The organism is Elusimicrobiota bacterium (assembly GCA_041660185.1).
Taxonomy (GTDB): Bacteria; Elusimicrobiota; Elusimicrobia; order 2-01-FULL-59-12; family 2-01-FULL-59-12; genus JBAZWU01.
On the sequence record JBAZWU010000001.1, the window covers coordinates 355,834 to 374,234 of the forward strand.

The 18,401-nt window shown below is 55.6% G+C and carries 12 protein-coding genes; 2 read left to right on the top strand and 10 right to left on the bottom strand.

Annotated features, from left to right (window positions below):
* Positions 1-3 precede the first annotated feature (3 nt).
* From WC859_01730 to WC859_01750, 5 genes are all read right to left on the bottom strand, one after another.
* Positions 4-1,221 (bottom strand): phosphoglycerate kinase, encoded by a 1,218-nt coding sequence (locus WC859_01730; GenBank protein MFA5974868.1) that lies wholly within the window; start codon positions 1,219-1,221, stop codon positions 4-6.
* Between the two features lie 13 nt (positions 1,222-1,234).
* On the bottom strand, positions 1,235-2,254 hold the full coding sequence (gap, locus tag WC859_01735) for a type I glyceraldehyde-3-phosphate dehydrogenase (GenBank protein ID MFA5974869.1): 1,020 nt from the start codon (positions 2,252-2,254) through the stop codon (positions 1,235-1,237).
* Positions 2,255-2,377: 123 nt separating this feature from the next.
* Positions 2,378-3,127 carry a ComF family protein gene (locus tag WC859_01740; protein ID MFA5974870.1) on the bottom strand — a complete coding sequence of 250 codons (750 nt, stop codon included), beginning with the start codon at positions 3,125-3,127 and terminating at the stop codon, positions 2,378-2,380.
* Positions 3,128-3,291: 164 nt separating this feature from the next.
* Positions 3,292-7,434, bottom strand: a complete 4,143-nt coding sequence (locus tag WC859_01745) for a hypothetical protein (protein MFA5974871.1) — start codon at positions 7,432-7,434, stop codon at positions 3,292-3,294.
* A complete protein-coding gene (locus WC859_01750; protein ID MFA5974872.1) occupies positions 7,404-8,840 on the bottom strand; it encodes a hypothetical protein in 1,437 nt (478 codons plus the stop codon). The genes WC859_01745 and WC859_01750 overlap by 31 nt, the downstream gene beginning before the upstream one ends.
* Before the next feature lie 264 nt (positions 8,841-9,104).
* Here WC859_01750 and WC859_01755 point away from each other — a divergent pair, with 264 nt between their 5' ends.
* A complete protein-coding gene (locus WC859_01755; GenBank protein MFA5974873.1) occupies positions 9,105-10,199 on the top strand; it encodes an LptF/LptG family permease in 1,095 nt (364 codons plus the stop codon).
* Positions 10,199-11,284 carry an LptF/LptG family permease gene (locus WC859_01760; protein ID MFA5974874.1) on the top strand — a complete coding sequence of 362 codons (1,086 nt, stop codon included), beginning with the start codon at positions 10,199-10,201 and terminating at the stop codon, positions 11,282-11,284. Before WC859_01755 ends, WC859_01760 begins: the two co-directional genes overlap by 1 nt.
* 7 nt (positions 11,285-11,291) lie before the next feature.
* Here WC859_01760 and WC859_01765 read toward each other — a convergent pair whose 3' ends face one another.
* The 5 genes from WC859_01765 to WC859_01785 form a co-directional block, all read right to left on the bottom strand.
* On the bottom strand, positions 11,292-13,025 hold the full coding sequence (locus tag WC859_01765) for a M6 family metalloprotease domain-containing protein (protein MFA5974875.1): 1,734 nt from the start codon (positions 13,023-13,025) through the stop codon (positions 11,292-11,294).
* A 106-nt stretch (positions 13,026-13,131) separates the two neighbouring features.
* Positions 13,132-14,394 carry an adenosylhomocysteinase gene (ahcY, locus tag WC859_01770; protein MFA5974876.1) on the bottom strand — a complete coding sequence of 421 codons (1,263 nt, stop codon included), beginning with the start codon at positions 14,392-14,394 and terminating at the stop codon, positions 13,132-13,134.
* Between the two features lie 150 nt (positions 14,395-14,544).
* On the bottom strand, positions 14,545-15,768 hold the full coding sequence (gene metK, locus WC859_01775; GenBank protein MFA5974877.1) for a methionine adenosyltransferase: 1,224 nt from the start codon (positions 15,766-15,768) through the stop codon (positions 14,545-14,547).
* A gap of 64 nt (positions 15,769-15,832) precedes the next feature.
* The gene (locus WC859_01780) at positions 15,833-16,894 is read right to left on the bottom strand and encodes an NDP-sugar synthase (GenBank protein MFA5974878.1); all 1,062 of its coding nucleotides are present in this window, start codon (positions 16,892-16,894) and stop codon (positions 15,833-15,835) included.
* The gene (locus tag WC859_01785; protein MFA5974879.1) at positions 16,878-18,359 is read right to left on the bottom strand and encodes a phosphoglucomutase/phosphomannomutase family protein; all 1,482 of its coding nucleotides are present in this window, start codon (positions 18,357-18,359) and stop codon (positions 16,878-16,880) included. Before WC859_01785 ends, WC859_01780 begins: the two co-directional genes overlap by 17 nt.
* Between the last annotated feature and the right edge of the window lie 42 nt (positions 18,360-18,401).

The following is an 18,401-nucleotide window of genomic DNA, read 5'->3' on the forward strand; positions in this document are numbered from 1 at the left end:
GGTTTACGCGTTAGGAAGAGCGGCAATGCCGGGGAGGAGTTTGCCTTCCAGAAATTCCAGGGAGGCGCCGCCGCCTGTCGAGATGTGAGAAAGTTCGTTGGCAACACCGGCTTGTTTCACGGCGGCCACAGAGTCGCCGCCCCCCACAATGGTTGTGGCACCGTATTTGGTCGATTCCGCCAGGGCTTTCGCTACGGCGAGCGTCCCGGTCGCAAAAGGAGGCATTTCGAAGATGCCCATGGGGCCATTCCAGAGGACTGTTTTGGCCTTCTGAAGCAGCGGGAGTAAAGACTTAATCGTTTGCGGCCCGATATCCACGCCGATCCACCCCACCGGAATCGATCGATCCGTCGTAGTAGTGACCGGCGCTTTTGTATCCACCTGTTCCACAATCAGATGGTCTTGAGGAAGGAAGACCTGAACGTGTTTTTCCTGGGCTTTTTTCAGCAGCGACTTCGCCACATCCACTTTGTCCGGTTCAACTTTGGAGTTACCGACTTCAATACCCTGCGCCTTCAGGAAGGTGTAAGCCATGGCTCCGCCGATCACCAGGCCGTTCACTTTGTCCAGGAGGCTTTCGATCACTTCGATTTTGTCCGAGACCTTGGAGCCTCCGAGGATGGCGATGAAAGGGCGTTCGGGATTTTCCAGGGTCTTGCTGAGGTAGAAGATTTCCTTGGCCAGCAAAAGACCCGCCGCGCTGGGCAACAGCTGAGCCACTCCGACGGTGGAAGCATGCGCCCGGTGAACGGCTCCAAAGGCATCCTGCACAAAAACATCCGCCAGAGCGGCGAGCGCTTGCGCAAAAGCCGGGGCATTCCCCTCTTCCTCGGCATGAAAGCGGAGATTTTCCAGAAGCAGAATATCGCCTGCCTTCAAGCTCTGGGCCAGTGCCGTGACATCCGGACCGATGCAGTCTGGTGCGAACTGGACCGGACGTTTCAGCAGTTCTTCGAGGCGTTTGGCGACCGGTTTTAAGCTGTATTTCGGATCGGGTTTCCCTTTGGGCCGGCCCAGGTGAGCCGCCAGAATGAGCGCCGCCCCTTTTTGCAGCAGAAACTGCAAGGTGGGCAGCGTCTCCCGGATACGGGTATCATCCGTAATAACACCTTCATCATTCAGCGGGACGTTGTAATCCACTCGGACAAAAACACGTTTTCCCTGCACCGGAAGGGTATCAACCGTGCGCTGGGTGATGGGTGGAATCGTCGCCGTGCTCATGGGAGTCCTTCCGTTACCGGCTTGCGCCGGTCTTCTTCGAGAGGTACGTAACCAGGTCGACCACGCGGTTCGAATAACCCCATTCGTTGTCATACCAGCCGAACACTTTCGCAAAGGTGCCATCAATCACTTGGGTCAGGGGCGCATCGAAGATGCAGGATTTATCGTTTCCGACAAAGTCTCGGGACACGAGTGCTTCATCGCTGTACTGGAGGTATTTGCTGAGCTTGGGATCTGCCGCCGCTTTCTTGTAAACGGCGTTAATTTCTTCGGCTGTTGCCGGTTTTTCCAGCTCAACGCAGAGGTCAACCATGGAAACGTCCGGCGTCGGCACGCGAATGGCGATGCCGTTCAGCTTGCCCTTCAGTTCCGGGATAACCAGCCCGATGGCTTTGGCTGCGCCGGTGCTGGTCGGGATCATGGAAACAGCTGCGGCGCGACCGCGCCGCAGGTCTTTGTGCGGAAAGTCCTGAACCACCTGGTCATTGGTGTAAGAATGGATGGTGGTCATCAGGCCGCGCTTGATGCCAAAGGCTTCGCGGAGAACTTTCGCCAGAGGCGCCAGGCAGTTCGTGGTGCAGCTGGCATTGGAGATGATCTTGTGTTTGGCTGGATCAAATTTCTCTTCATTGATCCCCATGCAGATTGTAATGTCTTCTCCTTTGGCTGGCGCGGAGATCACAACGAGTTTGGCTCCGGCGGTGAGATGGGCTTTCGCTTTTTCCGCTTCCGTAAAACGGCCGGTGGATTCGATGACGATATCCACGCCAAGGTCTTTCCAAGGCAGGAGCGCGGGGTCTCTTTGGGCGACCACTTTAACCGGTTTCCCGTCGATGACGATCTCGTTTTCGCGGGCCTCGACCTTATGGGGGTCCAGCCCGAACACGGAGTCATATTTAAAAAGATGGGCCAGTGTCTTGGCGTCCGTGAGATCATTTACGGCCACCCATTCGATATCCTTGTTGTTCCAGCCCGCTTTTAAAACGAGACGACCAATACGCCCAAATCCATTAATACCGACGCGCACTCCCATGATACTTCCTCCTCTTCGATTCGCTTCGCTCACTCAGAGCGGTGAGCGGAGTCGAACCGCTTAACCCGCCTTCGAATCGAGATTTTTTAGGACGGTTGTCTGATGTACAACGCGCGTATTTTATTACAAATCACGGGCCAAAACAAGCGCCTTGACCTCGGCGGCGCCGGTTCCGCGGAGCAGACGCGCGCATTCCGTCAGGGTCGTGCCGGTGGTGCAGATATCATCGATCAGAAGCACCGTGCGCTTCCGGAGGGTCGAGGCGGCTTGAGCGTTCGGGTGAAGGCCGAAGGCTTCTTTCAAATTGCTGCGGCGGGAGGGCCGTCCCAATTTGAATTGCGGGCGCGTGCGGCGCAGCCGGATCAGAGTTTTTCCGTTGGATGGAATCCGGATGCGGCGGCTCAAGCATTGGGCCAGGAGCGCGGCCTGGTTGTAGCCTCGAACGTGTTCGTTTTTCGGATGAAGCGGTACCGGCAGAAGAAGATCCACCGGCTGCAGTTCCGGATAGCGTTCAAACGCGCTGGCCATTAATAAGGATAAGGAATCGGCCATCGATCGACGCCCGGCGTACTTAAAACGGTAAATGGCGTCGGGGATGATACCGGTATAGGTGACCGCCGCCCGGATCAGGATCGATGAGGGATCGTTCCGGCATGAAAAACAAATTCTTCCGCCATCTTTCAGCGGAACACCGCAGAGCCGGCACACGAGTGTTTCCAGTCTGGGGATGGACAGCCAGCAGCGGCCGCAGAAGCCGACGTCCTCAAGTTCAGCGAGAGCTGTTCGACAGCCCGCACATGCCCACGGCATGAAGAAGCGAAGGATATACTGCCAAAGTCGTGACAGATAATGTGGCCGGATCGGAAAGTCCATTTCGTTCTCTTAGATGTACGTGACGAATATTTATTCGTTTTTTACCCTCACCCCAACCCTCCCCCTCCGCAGGGGGAGGGAGTGTCAGATTCGCAGGGAATACTTTCCCTCTCCCTGTTGAGGGAGAGGGCCTGCCTGCCGGTAGGCAGGCCGGGGTGAGGGTGTTAGAACTGAATGGTGAGGAGGCTGTTGAATTCGTAGCTGTAGAAGTTGGCGTTGGAGCTGGCTTTGTTGGCGGTGTAGCCGTAGCTTCCGCCGACGGTGAGGCGCATGTTGGAGGTCATTTCGTAGTCTTCACTGGTGGTAAAGGCGTAGGTGTCCGTGTTGTTCTGGAGATCGTTCAGGCTGGATCGTTTTTGCGTGAGGGACATGGTGTTGGTCGTGCGGATGCGGTTTGAGAACACGATCAGATCGCCGAAAGGCAGTCTCAAACCCGCCGGGAGGAAGAGATCCGCGTACACTTGCAGTGCGGGGGTTCGCTGAGTCAAATCCGTCGTCAACCGGCCCGACGAATCGACGGCTTTTTGTTTGCTTTGATCATATTTTGGAGTAATGCGCCACTTGCCCAGATTGAATCCGAGTTGGGCTCCTAGGGTTTCCCCTTTTGCGTCGTTGCTGGTCACGTTGTTGACCCGGTCAAACGTGTTGTCCGTGGTCTGCGTATACGAAAGAAAAATGTCGAGTTTCCGCCAGAACGTAAATCGCCAATCGCCGCCGTTGGTTGTTGTTTTCTGCAGGGAGGTGTCGACGGTGTCGACTTCTTTGATTTGAGTCTTCAAGTTCAACTGGCTGTTGGACATGAAGTCCTGCGCATGGAAGAAGTATTCCGTCTGGGTGAGGCTGAAAATCATGTCGGGGAAGATCCGGGTCAGGACCCTGGAAGGAGTCCCTGTGGTTTCCTGCCGCTGCTTCGTATTGGTGAAGGTCGATGTTAAAGACAGGGTCCGCAGCGGAGCGGCAGGGCCTGTCCAACGGGACGCCCATTCAAAAGGACTCCAGCGCTGGGTGGACCGGAACGTATCCCGCAGGGTCAGTTGTTGACGCGTGGCATGGTTCGGATCGTTCAGATCCAGATTGTCAGGGGAGAGCGCTTTGCGTACGGTGAAAATACTCAGACTGTTGTAACCTCCCGCGACTTTATTCCAGCTGTCGCCATCTTCAATCAAATAACTCGAAACGACATTCAACGATTGAAGGGGACGCACACGGGACGTGAAGTCCCGCCAGGCAAAATCCCAGGCCAGTTCTCCGGTCGCGGTCCGGTCGACGGATTTGAGGCGCGTCGCTTTGAGCGGATCGCCATTTTGAGTGTCGGTGAACAGAGGGATCCCGTAGGTTTCCCGGGACGTGATGGTGTAGCGCGTTCGAGGGGCGAACCATCGTCTGAAAGTGAGAATCCCGTCAAATCCAGCGGTTTGTGCCCGCGTTTTGTCGTAGATCAGCGACTGGGTCGTTAACGTGCCCGTGTCAAGGATGGCATCCTTAAACTCCCGCGTGATCGAAAGGTTATAGTTGGGATTAAACGTAAATCCGGGCAAGGGTTGAAACGACAGTTTCGCACCGATGTCGTGCGTATCGTCCCGGGTGTTGGACACCGAAAAGGGATCCGAGGCTCCCGAAAGGGCTCCGGCGCCAAAATCCAAATTGAGCCGAGTCAGTTTGTAGCTCAGGGCAATGGTTTTGGGCAGATACGCGCGCTGGACCGGCACGGTATAGTCCAGGGTGGAGCCGTAACGGTTTGTTTTGTCCGTCCGGAAGAGCAGCTGGGTGTCAATTTTGTTGGTGTCATACGTGAGGCCGACTTTGGGCCAGGCCGGAACCTGCAGCGTGCCTTGCGAGGTGAAGCCGGTCTCTTCCACCCGGCCTTCCTGTAAAACGGACACGAGCGTCGTGTTGGAAATATTGCTGACCGTCGGAGTAGTCGTGCGGCGCTTGAGTCCGGTGAACTTCATCGGGAAAAACGACAGCCGGCTGATCGTTAAATAACCGTTTTCTTCACGGCGATCCTGGTTGGTGATGGCGCTGGTGAAGGTTTCAAAATTCCGGTCCACATTGCGTGTCGCCGCCCCGAAGGTTCCCCACCCGAAGATTTCAAAATCCGTGGCGATTTTTGTGGCATAGCCGACCCGCGTGAGCACATCGGCGGCATGAAATTCGTCGAACCAGACTTCTCCTGAGTTGCCGGCGCTCGATGTATTCTGGATGCCGATGCGGATCTGCTGCACGTTTGTCAGAACAGGATTGCCGACCCGGGTGATGGTCCCCGGCGAGGGATTTCCATCACCATCCTGCCAGCTGTCCGCGCGCTGGTTTCCAGAGGTCGAGATTTGTTTGATCGTAATTTCCCGCCAGTTGGTCCACGTGACGGGGGCCCGGTATTCCAGATAGTCCGTATCGGTTCCGACACGGAAGAAGAACACTTCGTTGTTGGCCAGATTCCCATCTCCAAAGAGGAAGAATTTGAGACTGCCATAGGGGCTGAAATCCATCGCCGAGTTGGAACGGCTGACGGTTGTCACCGACGAGCCGGCCAATCCGGGATCAAACGCATACGTCAAAGCCAGAGCCTGCTCCCGGCGTTTGGTCGGGGTCGGGCCGCTCAGGGCGGTGTTGATCTGGTTGAGGGCGTCAAAGTCGGGATTTCCGGCCGGCGAAACGTAGGGAAACCCGTTGGGACGGTTCGTGGTCGAATCATCCTCGTTGTTGACTGCGGCCACCGTGACCGTTGATCCTGCGATCGAGGCGTCGGGCAGCCAGCGGTTACCGACCACGGCGATCTTGGCGATCTGGATGGTTCCATTCCTGACGGAGCCGCTTCCCGGCAAGAGCGAAACCCTCATTTCTTTAATGGAACTCCATTGCTGGGCGGCGGTTTGAGAGCTGATCGCCAGCGGGATCCGGACAAACTGCCATCCTGAAAAGTCGACGGTATTGGCGGGCGAGCCTCCCGGGAAGTCGATGGGTTTGGAGGTGTTGGCATAACCAAAATGGCTTCCGATCGTCGAGATCTCGGAATCTAAAATTCCGTTATGATCCAGATCTTCCGTGTCCAGATGGAGATTGCCGGCGCCGACCTGGACGGTCGAGCTGTCCGGGTCGACAAACGTCCATCCCACATCCTCCGCGACATCCAAGATCCCGTTTAAATTGATGTCTTCCGTGCGCGGGGAGTTGTCGCCGGGAGGATGTCCATTGATCGCAACGGAATTCCCGCTCGAGTTGATGTAGCCACCGCCGTGTGTGCCGTCCGCGTCTTCATTGATCTGCCCGAGCGTCAGATTCAGCTGGGTGCCGCTGGGATTGCCGGACGTTCGCGTTCCGTCTCCGTGGATCCACATTTCCACATACAGTTTTCTGGAAAAGTCCACGCCGGTGGGGCTAAGGACGGTGGCGATGGACGCTTCCGCTGAACGGGAAAGATCATAATGAATGTCCAGGACCTGCATCTGGTCTCCGGCCAGGGCGGAGGCATTCGGATTGATGGCCAGGGTGCGAACCTGTTCATTCACCAGGTTATCGCAAGCCCCCCGCTGAAGCGAAAAAGGCGTTGTACAGGCGGGCTGGGCCGGCGTGTGAACGCTCCCGATGGAATCGGCGTACGTGACATGGCCTCCCGTGTTCGTGGCATTGGAGGCGATTTGCCAGTTGACCGCACTTAAACTGACGGAGGTTTCGTCTTTGATGCCTTCCATATTGTCGATCAGCGCTTTGCCGAAGGTGTTGGGGTTCCGGGCGCTGCGTGCGACTTCCCCCGTCACAGTCGTTTTTAACAGAGGCAAGGGGTTGAAAATAAGATCCTTCAGATGGAGATCTCCCTCCGTGACCAGGAAGCTCCCGGAGGTTTGCCGGATGTCCGGGGCCGCGGTCTGTTTTGGAGCGAAATCATAAAGAACCGTGGAGCCGATCAAACTGCTGGCCAGAATCGGATGAACCGGCGACATGGACACTTCCACGCGCTCCCCGACCAGGGTGTCCTGTTGCGCGCCGGCGATGCCGAACGGCGAAAAATCGTAGGTGGCTTGAATCCGGCTCTCTTCGGTAATCTGGTCTTCGTTATAGAACGTGATAAAGCCGGACTCGTAGTCGATGAAGTAATCGACGTCGCGCGCCAGCACGCGGCCATTCATCGAAATGCGTTCGCTGTTCAGAATAATATTGGGCCGCAGGGTGTACGTTTTGACGCGCGAGCGGTATTCCACAAAAAAGCTGGATTGCGTCGTGGGGGTAGGGGCATAAACTGAAGCATACTGGGAGCGGCCATTATCCAGACGCTGCGTCAAAGCAAACGTCCCGGCTTCAAAGTCCATAAGAATTTGCCCGCTGTTGTTCGCAGATATTGGATCCCGACACTTTGCCCGATCGGATTGTTGCCCAGATCGCGCAGCTGCAGAATAAAGTTCCCCTGGCCGTTATCTCTGACAATTTTCGTGGTGCCGATGTTGTAATGGGTCAGTTCTTCGGTTGCCGGGATCAGGGTGATCTGGGATTCATCCCATTTAATTGTTTTATACATGCCGGATTGTCCGCGGCTTTGACTGATGGGCGTCGCTGAACCCGGAGGGTTGTAATCAACAGCCACGACGCTGGTATTGGACAGCGTGTTCCGGAACGTGATGACGCCCACGCTGGGGTCTACGGTGTAATCCGAGCCTTGAGCCAAAAGAGTAAAGCTCCCGATGTATACCGCGGAAGAGCTCCCGGGCAAGTTCGAAATCAGCGATTGATCAACGGTTAAAGGAATAAGGCTGGCCAGTGAACGGGTGTTATCGCGGGTATCGAGATAGATTTTCAATGAAGAAAGATTGATGGGTTTATCTCCACTGGCTCCGTTCAGATTCGTGTAGTTGTAATATCGGTGTCTGATGTAGGCGGTGTCCGGGATCGTCAGACGCTGCAGAATAACATTTCCGATAAACTCCTTTGTTTCCGTCTGGCCCTTCGTCCGGCTGCCGATGACGTAGCCGTGAAGCGCTTTGTATTTCAATTCGGCGGAGGCCCCGAAGACTTGTTTGCTGTAACCGGCGAACTCGGTCTGGGGGAGCGACAAATTGATGTCTCCAAAAGCGGCCCGTTGGACAATTTCGTCAGGGTCGCCTTTGTACACAATTGAAATATCCTTTTTATCTTGTTTGGTGTCATCGAAGTCGACATTCACCGTGACTTTTCGTCCGATTTGACCGTTGATGCGGACCTGCAACTGCTGCTGGAGTTCAAAATTACTTTGGCCGCTGGGAACACCTTGTGTGGTGGCGTAAGCGCTGTTGGTGTAGTTGGTGCTGCGATACGTCATGCCGATGGTTTTGCGGCCGGATACGGTTAACCGGGATTCATAAGGCAGCTGGACGGTAAAGCCCGGAGGCGGTGGAACCGCCGGCGCCAGCCGACCCGCCGGGGAGGTCGAAAGGACCACTTCCGAAGGCAGCGGCTGGAAAAGAGGTTGTCCCGACTCAATGAGCGAGCGCATTTCGTTCCACCGTTCGCGTCTGTTGCGCAACTCCTGGTAAGGTTCGAGATCCAAGGTCGCGAGTTGGATAGTATCGGTGGTGCTTGTGTCGTATTCCTGGAGATCCGGCAGAAGTTCTTCAACGGGTTTTTTGAGCAGGTGAACCGACTCCAGAATAATATCCGGAAGAGCGTTCGCCCCGTGCAGGGAATAAAACGCGATTGAAACGAGGCCTGCCAACAGACCCCAGCGGAGTAAAGCGTTTTTCACTTTTCGCACTTTAGACGCACTGATTATGTCCGTCTTTCTATCAATCTGCAAGTCTTTTTCATAAAACCTCGCCAAAACTCGCTATAATCCTCGCATTAAAGTCGTCATTCTCGGCGGTCTCTGGCCGGGAATCTAACATCAAACTGGATCTTAGATCCCCCGCACCGTCCACCTGTTGAATGAAACAGTCGGTGCGGCCCTGTCGATGAGAACATCGACGGGGAGTCGGGGCCGCCTGCGGCCGCGGGGGATGACGGAAGAATTATGAAAATCCGGATCCTCTCTCGTTATATTCTCGAGGAATATCTCAGCAATCTGCTGCTGGGGCTGATTATTTTTACGTTTGTCCTTTTACTGGACCGCCTCTTTGAACTGGTTGATCTGTTGTTGAATAAGGGCGTTGGCCTTTCGCTTTCCTTTCAGCTTCTGATGCTTTTGCTTCCTTCTTCCTTGACGATCACCTTGCCGACCTCCTGCCTTCTGGCGACGCTCCTGACGTTCGGGCGGTTATCCGAAAACAATGAGATCACCGCGGCGCGGGCCAGCGGCTTGGCGGCGTGGAGTTATGTGAGGATGCCCCTGGCCGCCGCGGTTCTGGCCAGCGCCTTCCTTTTTCCATTTAATTCCTATTGGGCGCCGCATGCGCACGCCCATTTCCGGCAGCTCTATGTGCGCGTTTTGCAAAAAAACCCGTTGGTTCGTATTGAAGAGAAAACATTTGTTGAGGTGGGTGATTATCACCTCTACGTCGATAAAAAAGGCCGCCGAAGTCCAATCCTGAAAGGCGTGACCATCTATAAGACACCGGCGGAGGGAGCGCCGCTTCGCATCTTTGCCGAACGTGGGCAGGCATCGGTGGACTCCGAACAAGGCGTGCGTTTTTTCCTGGAGGACGGGCGGATCGAAGAAATTGACCCGGCCCGCCCGGACCGATGGACGTACACGGGGTTTAAAACCTATCAGCTTTTAATCCCGTTCCGTAATTCAGTGCAAACCAGCGAACGCTCGATCGAAGAAATGGACAACCGCGAACTGCAAGCCCGGATCAACCAGCTCCACGCGCAGAGGTTACCGTCCCCCCTTTTTGCTTGCCAAATCCATCTGCGTTGGGCCATGGCGGTCACCCCGCTTCTGTTCGTGGGGTTGGGGATTCCGTTGGCCATCCGGGTCCACCGGGGCGGGCGCTCGATCGGTTTCGGGATCAGCCTGCTCGTTCTGGTCGGGTACTATGCGTTGCTCATGGGTGGAACAGGGATGGGACAACGAGGAGTCTGGCCGGCCTGGCTGGCGGTTTGGATGGGTAATGGGATTGTGGCTGGCCTGGCTCTGGGGCTGGGGTGGCGTTTTGTGAGGCACTGATGCCAATAAAGATTATTGATCGCTATCAGGCCAAGGGATTTTTCGCACCCTTTGGAATCTGTACCGGAATTTTCTCGGTCATGGTTATTTTTGGACGCTACTTTGAGAAGATGGACATTTTTAATAACTACCACGCCAAATTAAAGGACATCGTCGTCTACCTGCTCCTCGGATTGCCGTTTTGGCTGAACATGGTCCTGCCGGTGGCCACGATGCTGGCCCTCTTGTTTTCCCTCGGGCATTTGCAGCAGCGGGGTGAGCTGACCGCCATGCGCAGCGCCGGTATCGGTTCCCTCCGGCTTTACGCGCCTTATTTTATGATTGGGTTGGCGTTGTCTGTTGTTTCGTTGATTGGAGGCCTGAGTTTTCTGCCTAAATTAAATTTTGCGGCGCGGGCTATTTATCGAGTCCATATCAAACAGGGACAGGTCTTGAATTACCGGTTGGACCACGTGGTGGCCGCGGGTAGCGATAACCGGCGTTTTACCATTGGTTGGCTGGATGTCGAAAAGAACGAGATGCGTGAGATTGTGGTGGATCAGTTTACGGATCAGTTCGAATGGCTGGAAACGATCGCGGCCAAGCAGGCTGTTTACCGGAACAAGAAATGGGTGTTTTTGGATGGAACCTGGCGGCACCGGGATGCCACCCAACCCTATGGGTTGAAAGAGGAACCGTTCCAGGAGAGGATTGTTCCCATCCCGGAGGCTCCCGCAGATTTTCTTTTGGAAGATAAAATGCCGGATGACATGACCGGGCGCGAAATTCTCCGGCGCATTAAGCGGTTGCGGACGCTCGGCGCTTCGACGTACAAAGAGCGAGTGGCCCTGCATCTCCGACTGGCACTTCCCTTTGCCAATGTGGTGGTGATCGCTCTCGGGATTCCGTTTGCCATTCGCCAGGGACATAAAGGACGCACGCAGACGTTTAGTTACGCGCTGGGGCTGGCGTTTCTTTATTGGGGCATGACGTCGATTTGCCAGTCGTTCGGAGAGCAAGGAAGAATTCCCCCCTGGATTGCAGCTTGGGCGTCCAATATCAGTTTTTCAGCGTTGGCGTTGGGGTTGTTGCGGAAGACGTTGTAGGTTCTGCTTAGCGGATGATCACTGCTTTGGCACCCTTGGATTTATTATCCGCACGCACGAGGTAGAGGTAAACTCCCGGGGCCACCAGAGCGCCGTCTCCATTTTTCAAATCCCAAACAAACTCATAAACCCACTTCAGGTTGTCTGAACGATCGATATTTAAAGCGATCTCCTCTTTGCTGATTTTGCGGACCAGATCTCCGCTGAGCGTGTAAATGTTGATCTGGTAATCATTCGCGGGGCGAGTCAGATGAAATTGAAGGGTGGCATGCCCTTCCCCGCTGGGGTGCGCGTAGCCTTTCCCGGCTGGATTCGGGTAACTGATGACCTTCGAGATGGATTGATCGGCGGTGACAGCGAGATTGGCTACATCAAAGCGCGTGGTATCCGTCCCGACACCTGAGATGTTTACGACACTGATTCCGGAGGCATCCCCGTTGAAGTTGTTCGACTGAGGGCTGATGAAATTCCGGCGTTCCCCCCCGAACGTGTTCCCGGAACTGCCCTGGTTCGACCCCGAAATGGCGATGCCGTTTGCAGTTACGATCGACACCCCGTAATGAGGGCTGCCGGAGTTGACGGTATTAGCCACGCTCTGATCGGTCGCGGTGACCCCCCGGGACGCGGTGATAGCGTCGTCCACATGCCAGATGATCAGTCCATCTCCCGGGATACTCTGATCATAGGCCGCGCCGGACGTCCGGAGACGATACTCGATCAGGAAGTATTCCTGCGGCAAACCATTCTGGACCGGGAGTTTGATCACTCTGGAGTTGGTTTCAACTGGATTCAGCGTGTAGCTGTCCCGTGTGGTGACGGTCTGTACTGTGGCCCAGCCGAGAGCCAGTTTGTCCCAGGCGCCGGGATGAGCGGGATTGGCGCCGGACCCGTCAAAGGGTCCGGAATCCATCAAGTCCCAATCCCCCACCACCGACGTGCCTCCGGCTGAGCCGGTATTGTACAGGTCGGGAAGTCCCAGCGCATGACCGAACTCGTGACAAATGACTCCCATCGGAGAGGAAATCCCGCTCGCCTCGGTTTCGGGAACCACATCGCCTTCGTTAAAACCCGTTCCCGCGGATTGAATAATCGCATCATCCGAATAATAAATAGACCAGATATCCCCGTCGGCCAGGGTTGTTTCATTGCCGTTGCCGGCATGCATGACGATGACCGCGGCAAAACTCGTGGAGTTGACCGCTCCCCCGGCCGCGTTAAGAGCGTCCCGGATAAGGTAGTTGCCATTAGCCCCGATCGCCGGAGACGTGGGAGTGGTGACTCCGGAACAACCGGTTCCCTCATCGCCGCAGCCGTAGTATTCCATCGAGTGGGCTAAGGTGTATGCTCCGGCATCCGATGCAACGTCCTGATTGGGTGCTGTCGCTCCAAAGAACTTAAAACTTAACGTTAAATTGTTGTAGGAAGCCTCTGAAAAATAAGCCGATATATTAGAGAAATACGAAGCGATATTGGCGTAACTCTGGATAGTTCTGCTGCCGGAAGTCCAGCTGCCGTCAGCGCTCGGGAATTGAACCAGGATTACGGCGATGGTCTTAGGGCCGGAGGCGCTGGAAATAATGGCGGCTCGCGCCGTACCCGCGGCGTGAATTTGAGCTTTGGAAGGGCGATGCATTTGATCTTGAAACGCCTTGGGGTAAGCGTCCGGCTGGATATGGCGCATGGTCCATCCGGGTGAGGCGATCAGGAAGCTGCTGCAAACAACGGAAAGAAATTTCCGCATAAATTTCTTAAACGTCATCCCCCGCGGCCATTGGCTGGGGATCTATACATCGCAAAACAGGATAGATTCCCGGCCAACGACCGCCGGGAATGACGACAAAAAGTTGTTACGTGCCTTCCTGCCACGAGGCTAGGTATTTCGCCTGCTCCGGCGTCAGAGTATCAATGGAAATGCCCATGCCGCGGAGTTTTAAACGGGCGATTTCCTGATCGATCTCTGTCGGGACGGGATAAACGCGGTTCTCCAGTTGTTTGGCGTTCTGGACCATGAATTCGGCGGAGAGCGCCTGATTGGCGAAGGACATGTCCATCACGCTCGCCGGGTGTCCTTCCGCGGAAGCCAGGTTGATGAGGCGGCCTTCTCCCAGGACGCAGAGCCGGTGGCCGTTCGGAAGGGTGAATTCCTCCACATAGTCCCGCAGAGGCCGTTTCGATTTCGCCAATTTCTGAAGGCTTTCCAGATCAATCTCGACGTTAAAGTGACCGGAGTTGGCCATAATAGCGCCGTCTTTCATCTTCCGGAAGTGCTCAGCCCTCAAAACAGATTTGTTGCCGGTCAACGTCACAAACACATCACCGATTTTGGCGGCTTCACTCATGGGCATCACTAAAAAGCCGTCCATCGCCGCTTCCATCGCTTTCATCGGATCGATTTCCGTAACGATAACGATGGCCCCAAGACCTTTGGCCCGCATCGCGAAGCCGCGTCCGCACCAGCCGTAGCCCGCGACCACCATCATTTTTCCGGCCAGAAGAAGATTCGTGGCGCGCAGGATCCCGTCGATCGTCGACTGTCCTGTGCCATAACGGTTGTCGAACAAATGTTTGGTCAGCGCGTCGTTGACCGAAATGACCGGATAGGGCAAGACACCGTCTTTTTCCATCGCCCGCAGTCGGACCACGCCGGTCGTTGTCTCTTCGCTGCCGCCGATAACGTCCGTGAGGTAGGAGCGATAGTCCTTATGAAGGGTAGACACCAGATCCGCACCATCGTCCATGGTAATCTGCGGACGATGCTCGATCGCCGCCTGGATATGCTTGTAATACGTTTTGTTATCTTCCCCTTTGATGGCGTAGGTGCGGATTCCATAATGTTTGACCAGCGCGGCGGCCACATCATCCTGTGTGGACAGCGGGTTGGAGGCGCAGAATACCGCGTCAGCTCCGCCGGCTTTCAGCGTAATGGCGAGGTTGGCGGTTTCCGTGGTAATATGCAAACAGCAGGCCATTCGGATGCCCTTGAGCGGTTTTTCTTTGGAGAACCGGGCTTTGATCTGGCGGAGTACCGGCATTTCCCGTTCAGCCCACTCAATACGTTTGCGGCCGGCATCGGCCAGGCGAATATCCTTCACATCATGTTGTTTGCTCATAAAACAATCCTTTCGTGTGTGTCCCTGTGTTGCGCAGACATTCCCCTTCTCGTCATCCCCGGCGGTTGTTGGCCGGGGATCCACACAGCTGTTGGTTCGATGACTGGATTCCCCGCCAGAGACCGCGGGGAATGACGGAGGGAACCAGAATTACCGGCAGCCCAGCGCGACCCGTTCGTCACTGCAGCCATTACCGCCGCAGGCGTAGGAGGCTCCAAGTTCTTTGCGCAGGCTGGCGACCTTATCGGTTTTCTCCCAGGTAAAGGTGCTTTCCGTACGGCCAAAGTGACCATACGCAGCGGTGGCCCGGTAGATGGGGCGGCGAAGCTTCAGATGGTCAATGATGCCTTGCGGCGTGAGCGCGAAGGTTTTGCGGACGGCTCGAACCAGCGTTTCTTCATCCACATCGCTTGTCCCATGCGTGTCGATCATAATACTGACCGGCTCGGCGACTCCGATCGCGTAGGCGAGTTGGACGGTGCATTTATGCGCCACTCCCGCGGCCACGATGTTCTTGGCCACGTATCGCGCCATATAACAGGCGGACCGATCGACTTTGGTGGGATCTTTACCGGAGAAGGCTCCCCCCCCGTGCGCGGCCATGCCGCCGTAGGTGTCGACAATGATTTTGCGGCCGGTCACGCCGGTATCCGACTGCGGTCCCCCGATCACGAACTTGCCGGTCGGGTTGACGTAATACTTGGTGTTTTTGTCGAGCATTTTGGCTGGAAGGACCGGAAGCACGACTTTATCGATAATTTCATCGACCGCGGCTTTGGTGATTCGCTTGCCGGTCCGATCAAGAATCTCTTCGGTGTGCTGGGAGCTCACGACGACGGTGTCCACGCGAAAGGGTTTGCCGTCGCGGTACTCCACCGTCACCTGGGATTTTCCATCCGGGCCCAGGTATTTCAAAATTCCTTTTTTGCGAACCTCAGCCAAACGACGGCTGATGGCATGCGCTTGCATGATCGGCATCGGCATCAGTTCCGGTGTTTCCCGGCAGGCAAATCCGATCATGAGTCCCTGGTCACCTGCGCCGCCGACGTTCACGCCTTGCGCGATGTCCGGAGACTGGCGTCCGATGGCGTTCAGGACCGCACAGCTCTCAAAATTGAATCCGTACTTGGCGTTCGTATAGCCGATGTCTTTCACGACTTTGCGCACCAAGTCGGCCACTTCGACGTAGCCTTTGGTTGTGATTTCGCCGCCGACAATACACAGACCGACCGTGATAAACGTTTCGCAGGCCACGCGACCGGTGGGGTCTTGTCGCAAAACCTCATCCAAAACGGCATCAGAAATCTGGTCACAAACTTTATCCGGATGACCTTCGGTTACGGATTCAGATGTAAAGACATAACGATTCGCCATGGGAATTCCTTTCAAGAGGTTATGTAAGTCGTAAGATTATCATTTTACTGACGTCATAATCCAATCACTTGGAGAGGTTAATGACCGAGCCTTCGTAGACGGAAATATTTTCAGTGACGCGCGCGTGATGGCCGATCACGCAGTTTTCCAGCCGGACGTGCCGCTCGACATGCACGTCATTCCAAAGGATGCAATTTTGAAGCACACACTTCCGGCTGATGCGCGCACGGTCGCCGATGACGGTGTAGGCGCCGATCACCGCATCACGGGCGATAGTGCAGTTTTTGCCGATCAGACACGGCGCTTCAAGCTTCGCTCCGGGTTCAATGACGGTCCCTTCACCGATCCAGACTCCCGGCTGGATCGGGCGGCCGGGCAGTTGAATGCCGGCTTTGCCTTCCAGTGCATCCCGCTGGGCGCGCCGATACTCGGCGAGATTGCCCACATCGCACCAATACTCTTTCAGAACATAACCGTATATAGGAAGATGCTGTTTCAGGAGTTCCGGCCACACCTCATGCCCGAAATCATAGACACGTCTTTTGGGGATCCGGGAGAGAATCTGGGGTTCAAACACGTAAATGCCGGTATTGACCTGATTGGAAAAGACATCGCTCCATTTCGGTTTTTCGATAAAGCGTGTGATGCGGTTTTTTGGATCGGTCATGGTAATACCGTATTCAAAGCGGGTGTCCAGGGGCTTCAATCCCATCGTGCCAACCGAATGATGACTGCGGTGAAACTCCAGCAGATCCGTCAGGTTCACGTTCGTCAGGCCATCTCCGGACATGACCAGAAAGGTCCCCTTCCTCAAAATAGATTCCACTTTCTTAACGCCTCCGGCGGTCCCGAGCAGTTCGGGTTCCATGGAATAATGGATCTTTAATCCCCAGGCCGATCCATCCTTAAAGTAATCCTGAATCAGGTGGGGATGGTTATGAAGATTCAGGACGACTTCCTGAATGCCGTGACGTTTCAGATTTTCGAGGGTATATTCCAGGACCGGCCGGTTGGCGATCGGAACCATAGGTTTTGGGATGGCGTTAGTCAGAGGCCTGAGCCGCGTGCCGGCGCCGGCCGCCATGACCATGGCCCGTACCGGATGTTGTTTAGCGGGGGTTGTCATTGGACGTATTCTGCAACATTTTTTGAACGGATTTCCGGGCCCAGCCGAGCAGTTGGTCCGTTCGAGACCAGCTGTCTGATTCGGCATACGTGGGCAACATTGGTTCTGTCCCCGAAGGGCGAAGAAGAACCCATTCGCCGCTCTGAAGAATAATTTTCACTCCGTCGGAAGGGCGCACCTCTTGGATCGCCTGGCTCAGAAGCCGTGTCGGTAGGCCGTTGGTTACCTGGCGGGCAAAGGCCGTCTTGTCCGTGATCGGTTGTTTCAGGGAGAAGTCCACCCGTTTGAACCGGGCGCGCCCGAAACGCCGTTCCATGTCGGTCAACAGTTGTGACGGTGTTTCTCGCCGGACCGCAAGCATTTCCAGAAAAAGGAGCCCGGAGAGAATCCCGTCACGTTCGGGAATGCCCCCGCGGACCGCATAGCCCCCGGATTCTTCCCCTCCGGCCAAGACGTCTTCTTTCACCATGCGTTCCGCAATATGTTTGAACCCGACAGGGACTTCCTCAAACGGCAGGTTGTAAGCCTGTGCGATGCGTTCGCCCAGCGCACCCAGGGAAACCGACTGAACAATTTTCCCCTGCCATTTCTTGTGTTCCACGCAGTGCAGCACGAGCAACGGGAAAACCTGATGCGGTGTCAGATAACGTCCTTTCTCGTCCACCATGCCCAGGCGATCGGCATCGCCGTCCAGCGCGACTCCGGCCACCGCGCGTCTGGAGCGAACTTCTTTTTTGAGATCGGATAGATAGGCCTCGATAGGTTCCGGGTGCAGGCCTCCGAAGAGGACGTCATGGTTCGCATGGAGCGAATGGATTTTCAGGGCCGAACCCCGAAGAAGCTGTTCCGGAATTCCCGCGCCAACGCCATACAAATAATCAAAAACCACAGACGCTTTCCAGCGTTTTAGCAAAGACCAGTCCAGGCGGCTTTTCAGGAAGCGTTCGTAGGTAGGCCAGTAGTCGAACGTTTCAATCGGCGAGCGGCGAGCAGCGAGCGGTGAGCTAGGAACATCTGCTGGATGATCAGGTATTCCTTGCTTGCTGCTCGCTGCTTGCTGCTCGCTAAGATGTTTCTCGATTTCCGCCGTAATCTCCGGCGGAGCGGAACGGCCCAAAGCATCTTTAATTTTGAAGCCGTTGTAGAGAGCAGGATTATGGCTGGCGGTCATCACGATTCCCCAGGCCGCGTGCTGTTCTTTTACACAAACGGAAACGGCCGGGGTGGGCAACGGAGACGAAGCCAGGCGCACGTGAAAACCGTTGGAGTGTAGAATCCGGGCCACGCAATCGGCAAAAGCGGGAGAAAGGAAACGTCGATCGTAGCCGACCAGAATCAGCGGCGAACGGCCGTGGCGGCGAAAAACAGGGATCGCCGCCTCGGTCACCTGCCGCAGGTTGTCAAACGTGAAATCGTCGGCAATCACGCCGCGCCAACCGTCCGTTCCAAAACGGATATCAGCCAAAACGGCCACCAAAGCCACGACAGCCGCGACAGTTAGGGACGA

What these genes read in the sequence shown, in the direction of transcription:
- WC859_01765 (MFA5974875.1), bottom strand. Translation starts at nt 13,025, where the DNA reads ATGCGGAAATTTCTTTCCGTTGTTTGCAGCAGCTTCCTGATCGCCTCA.
- WC859_01745 (MFA5974871.1), bottom strand. Translation starts at nt 7,434, where the DNA reads ATGGACTTTGAAGCCGGGACGTTTGCTTTGACGCAGCGTCTGGATAAT.
- ahcY (MFA5974876.1), bottom strand. Translation starts at nt 14,394, where the DNA reads ATGAGCAAACAACATGATGTGAAGGATATTCGCCTGGCCGATGCCGGC.
- WC859_01780 (MFA5974878.1), bottom strand. Translation starts at nt 16,894, where the DNA reads ATGACAACCCCCGCTAAACAACATCCGGTACGGGCCATGGTCATGGCG.
- WC859_01755 (MFA5974873.1), top strand. Translation starts at nt 9,105, where the DNA reads ATGAAAATCCGGATCCTCTCTCGTTATATTCTCGAGGAATATCTCAGC.
- WC859_01740 (MFA5974870.1), bottom strand. Translation starts at nt 3,127, where the DNA reads ATGGACTTTCCGATCCGGCCACATTATCTGTCACGACTTTGGCAGTAT.
- WC859_01730 (MFA5974868.1), bottom strand. Translation starts at nt 1,221, where the DNA reads ATGAGCACGGCGACGATTCCACCCATCACCCAGCGCACGGTTGATACC.
- gap (MFA5974869.1), bottom strand. Translation starts at nt 2,254, where the DNA reads ATGGGAGTGCGCGTCGGTATTAATGGATTTGGGCGTATTGGTCGTCTC.
- metK (MFA5974877.1), bottom strand. Translation starts at nt 15,768, where the DNA reads ATGGCGAATCGTTATGTCTTTACATCTGAATCCGTAACCGAAGGTCAT.
- WC859_01760 (MFA5974874.1), top strand. Translation starts at nt 10,199, where the DNA reads ATGCCAATAAAGATTATTGATCGCTATCAGGCCAAGGGATTTTTCGCA.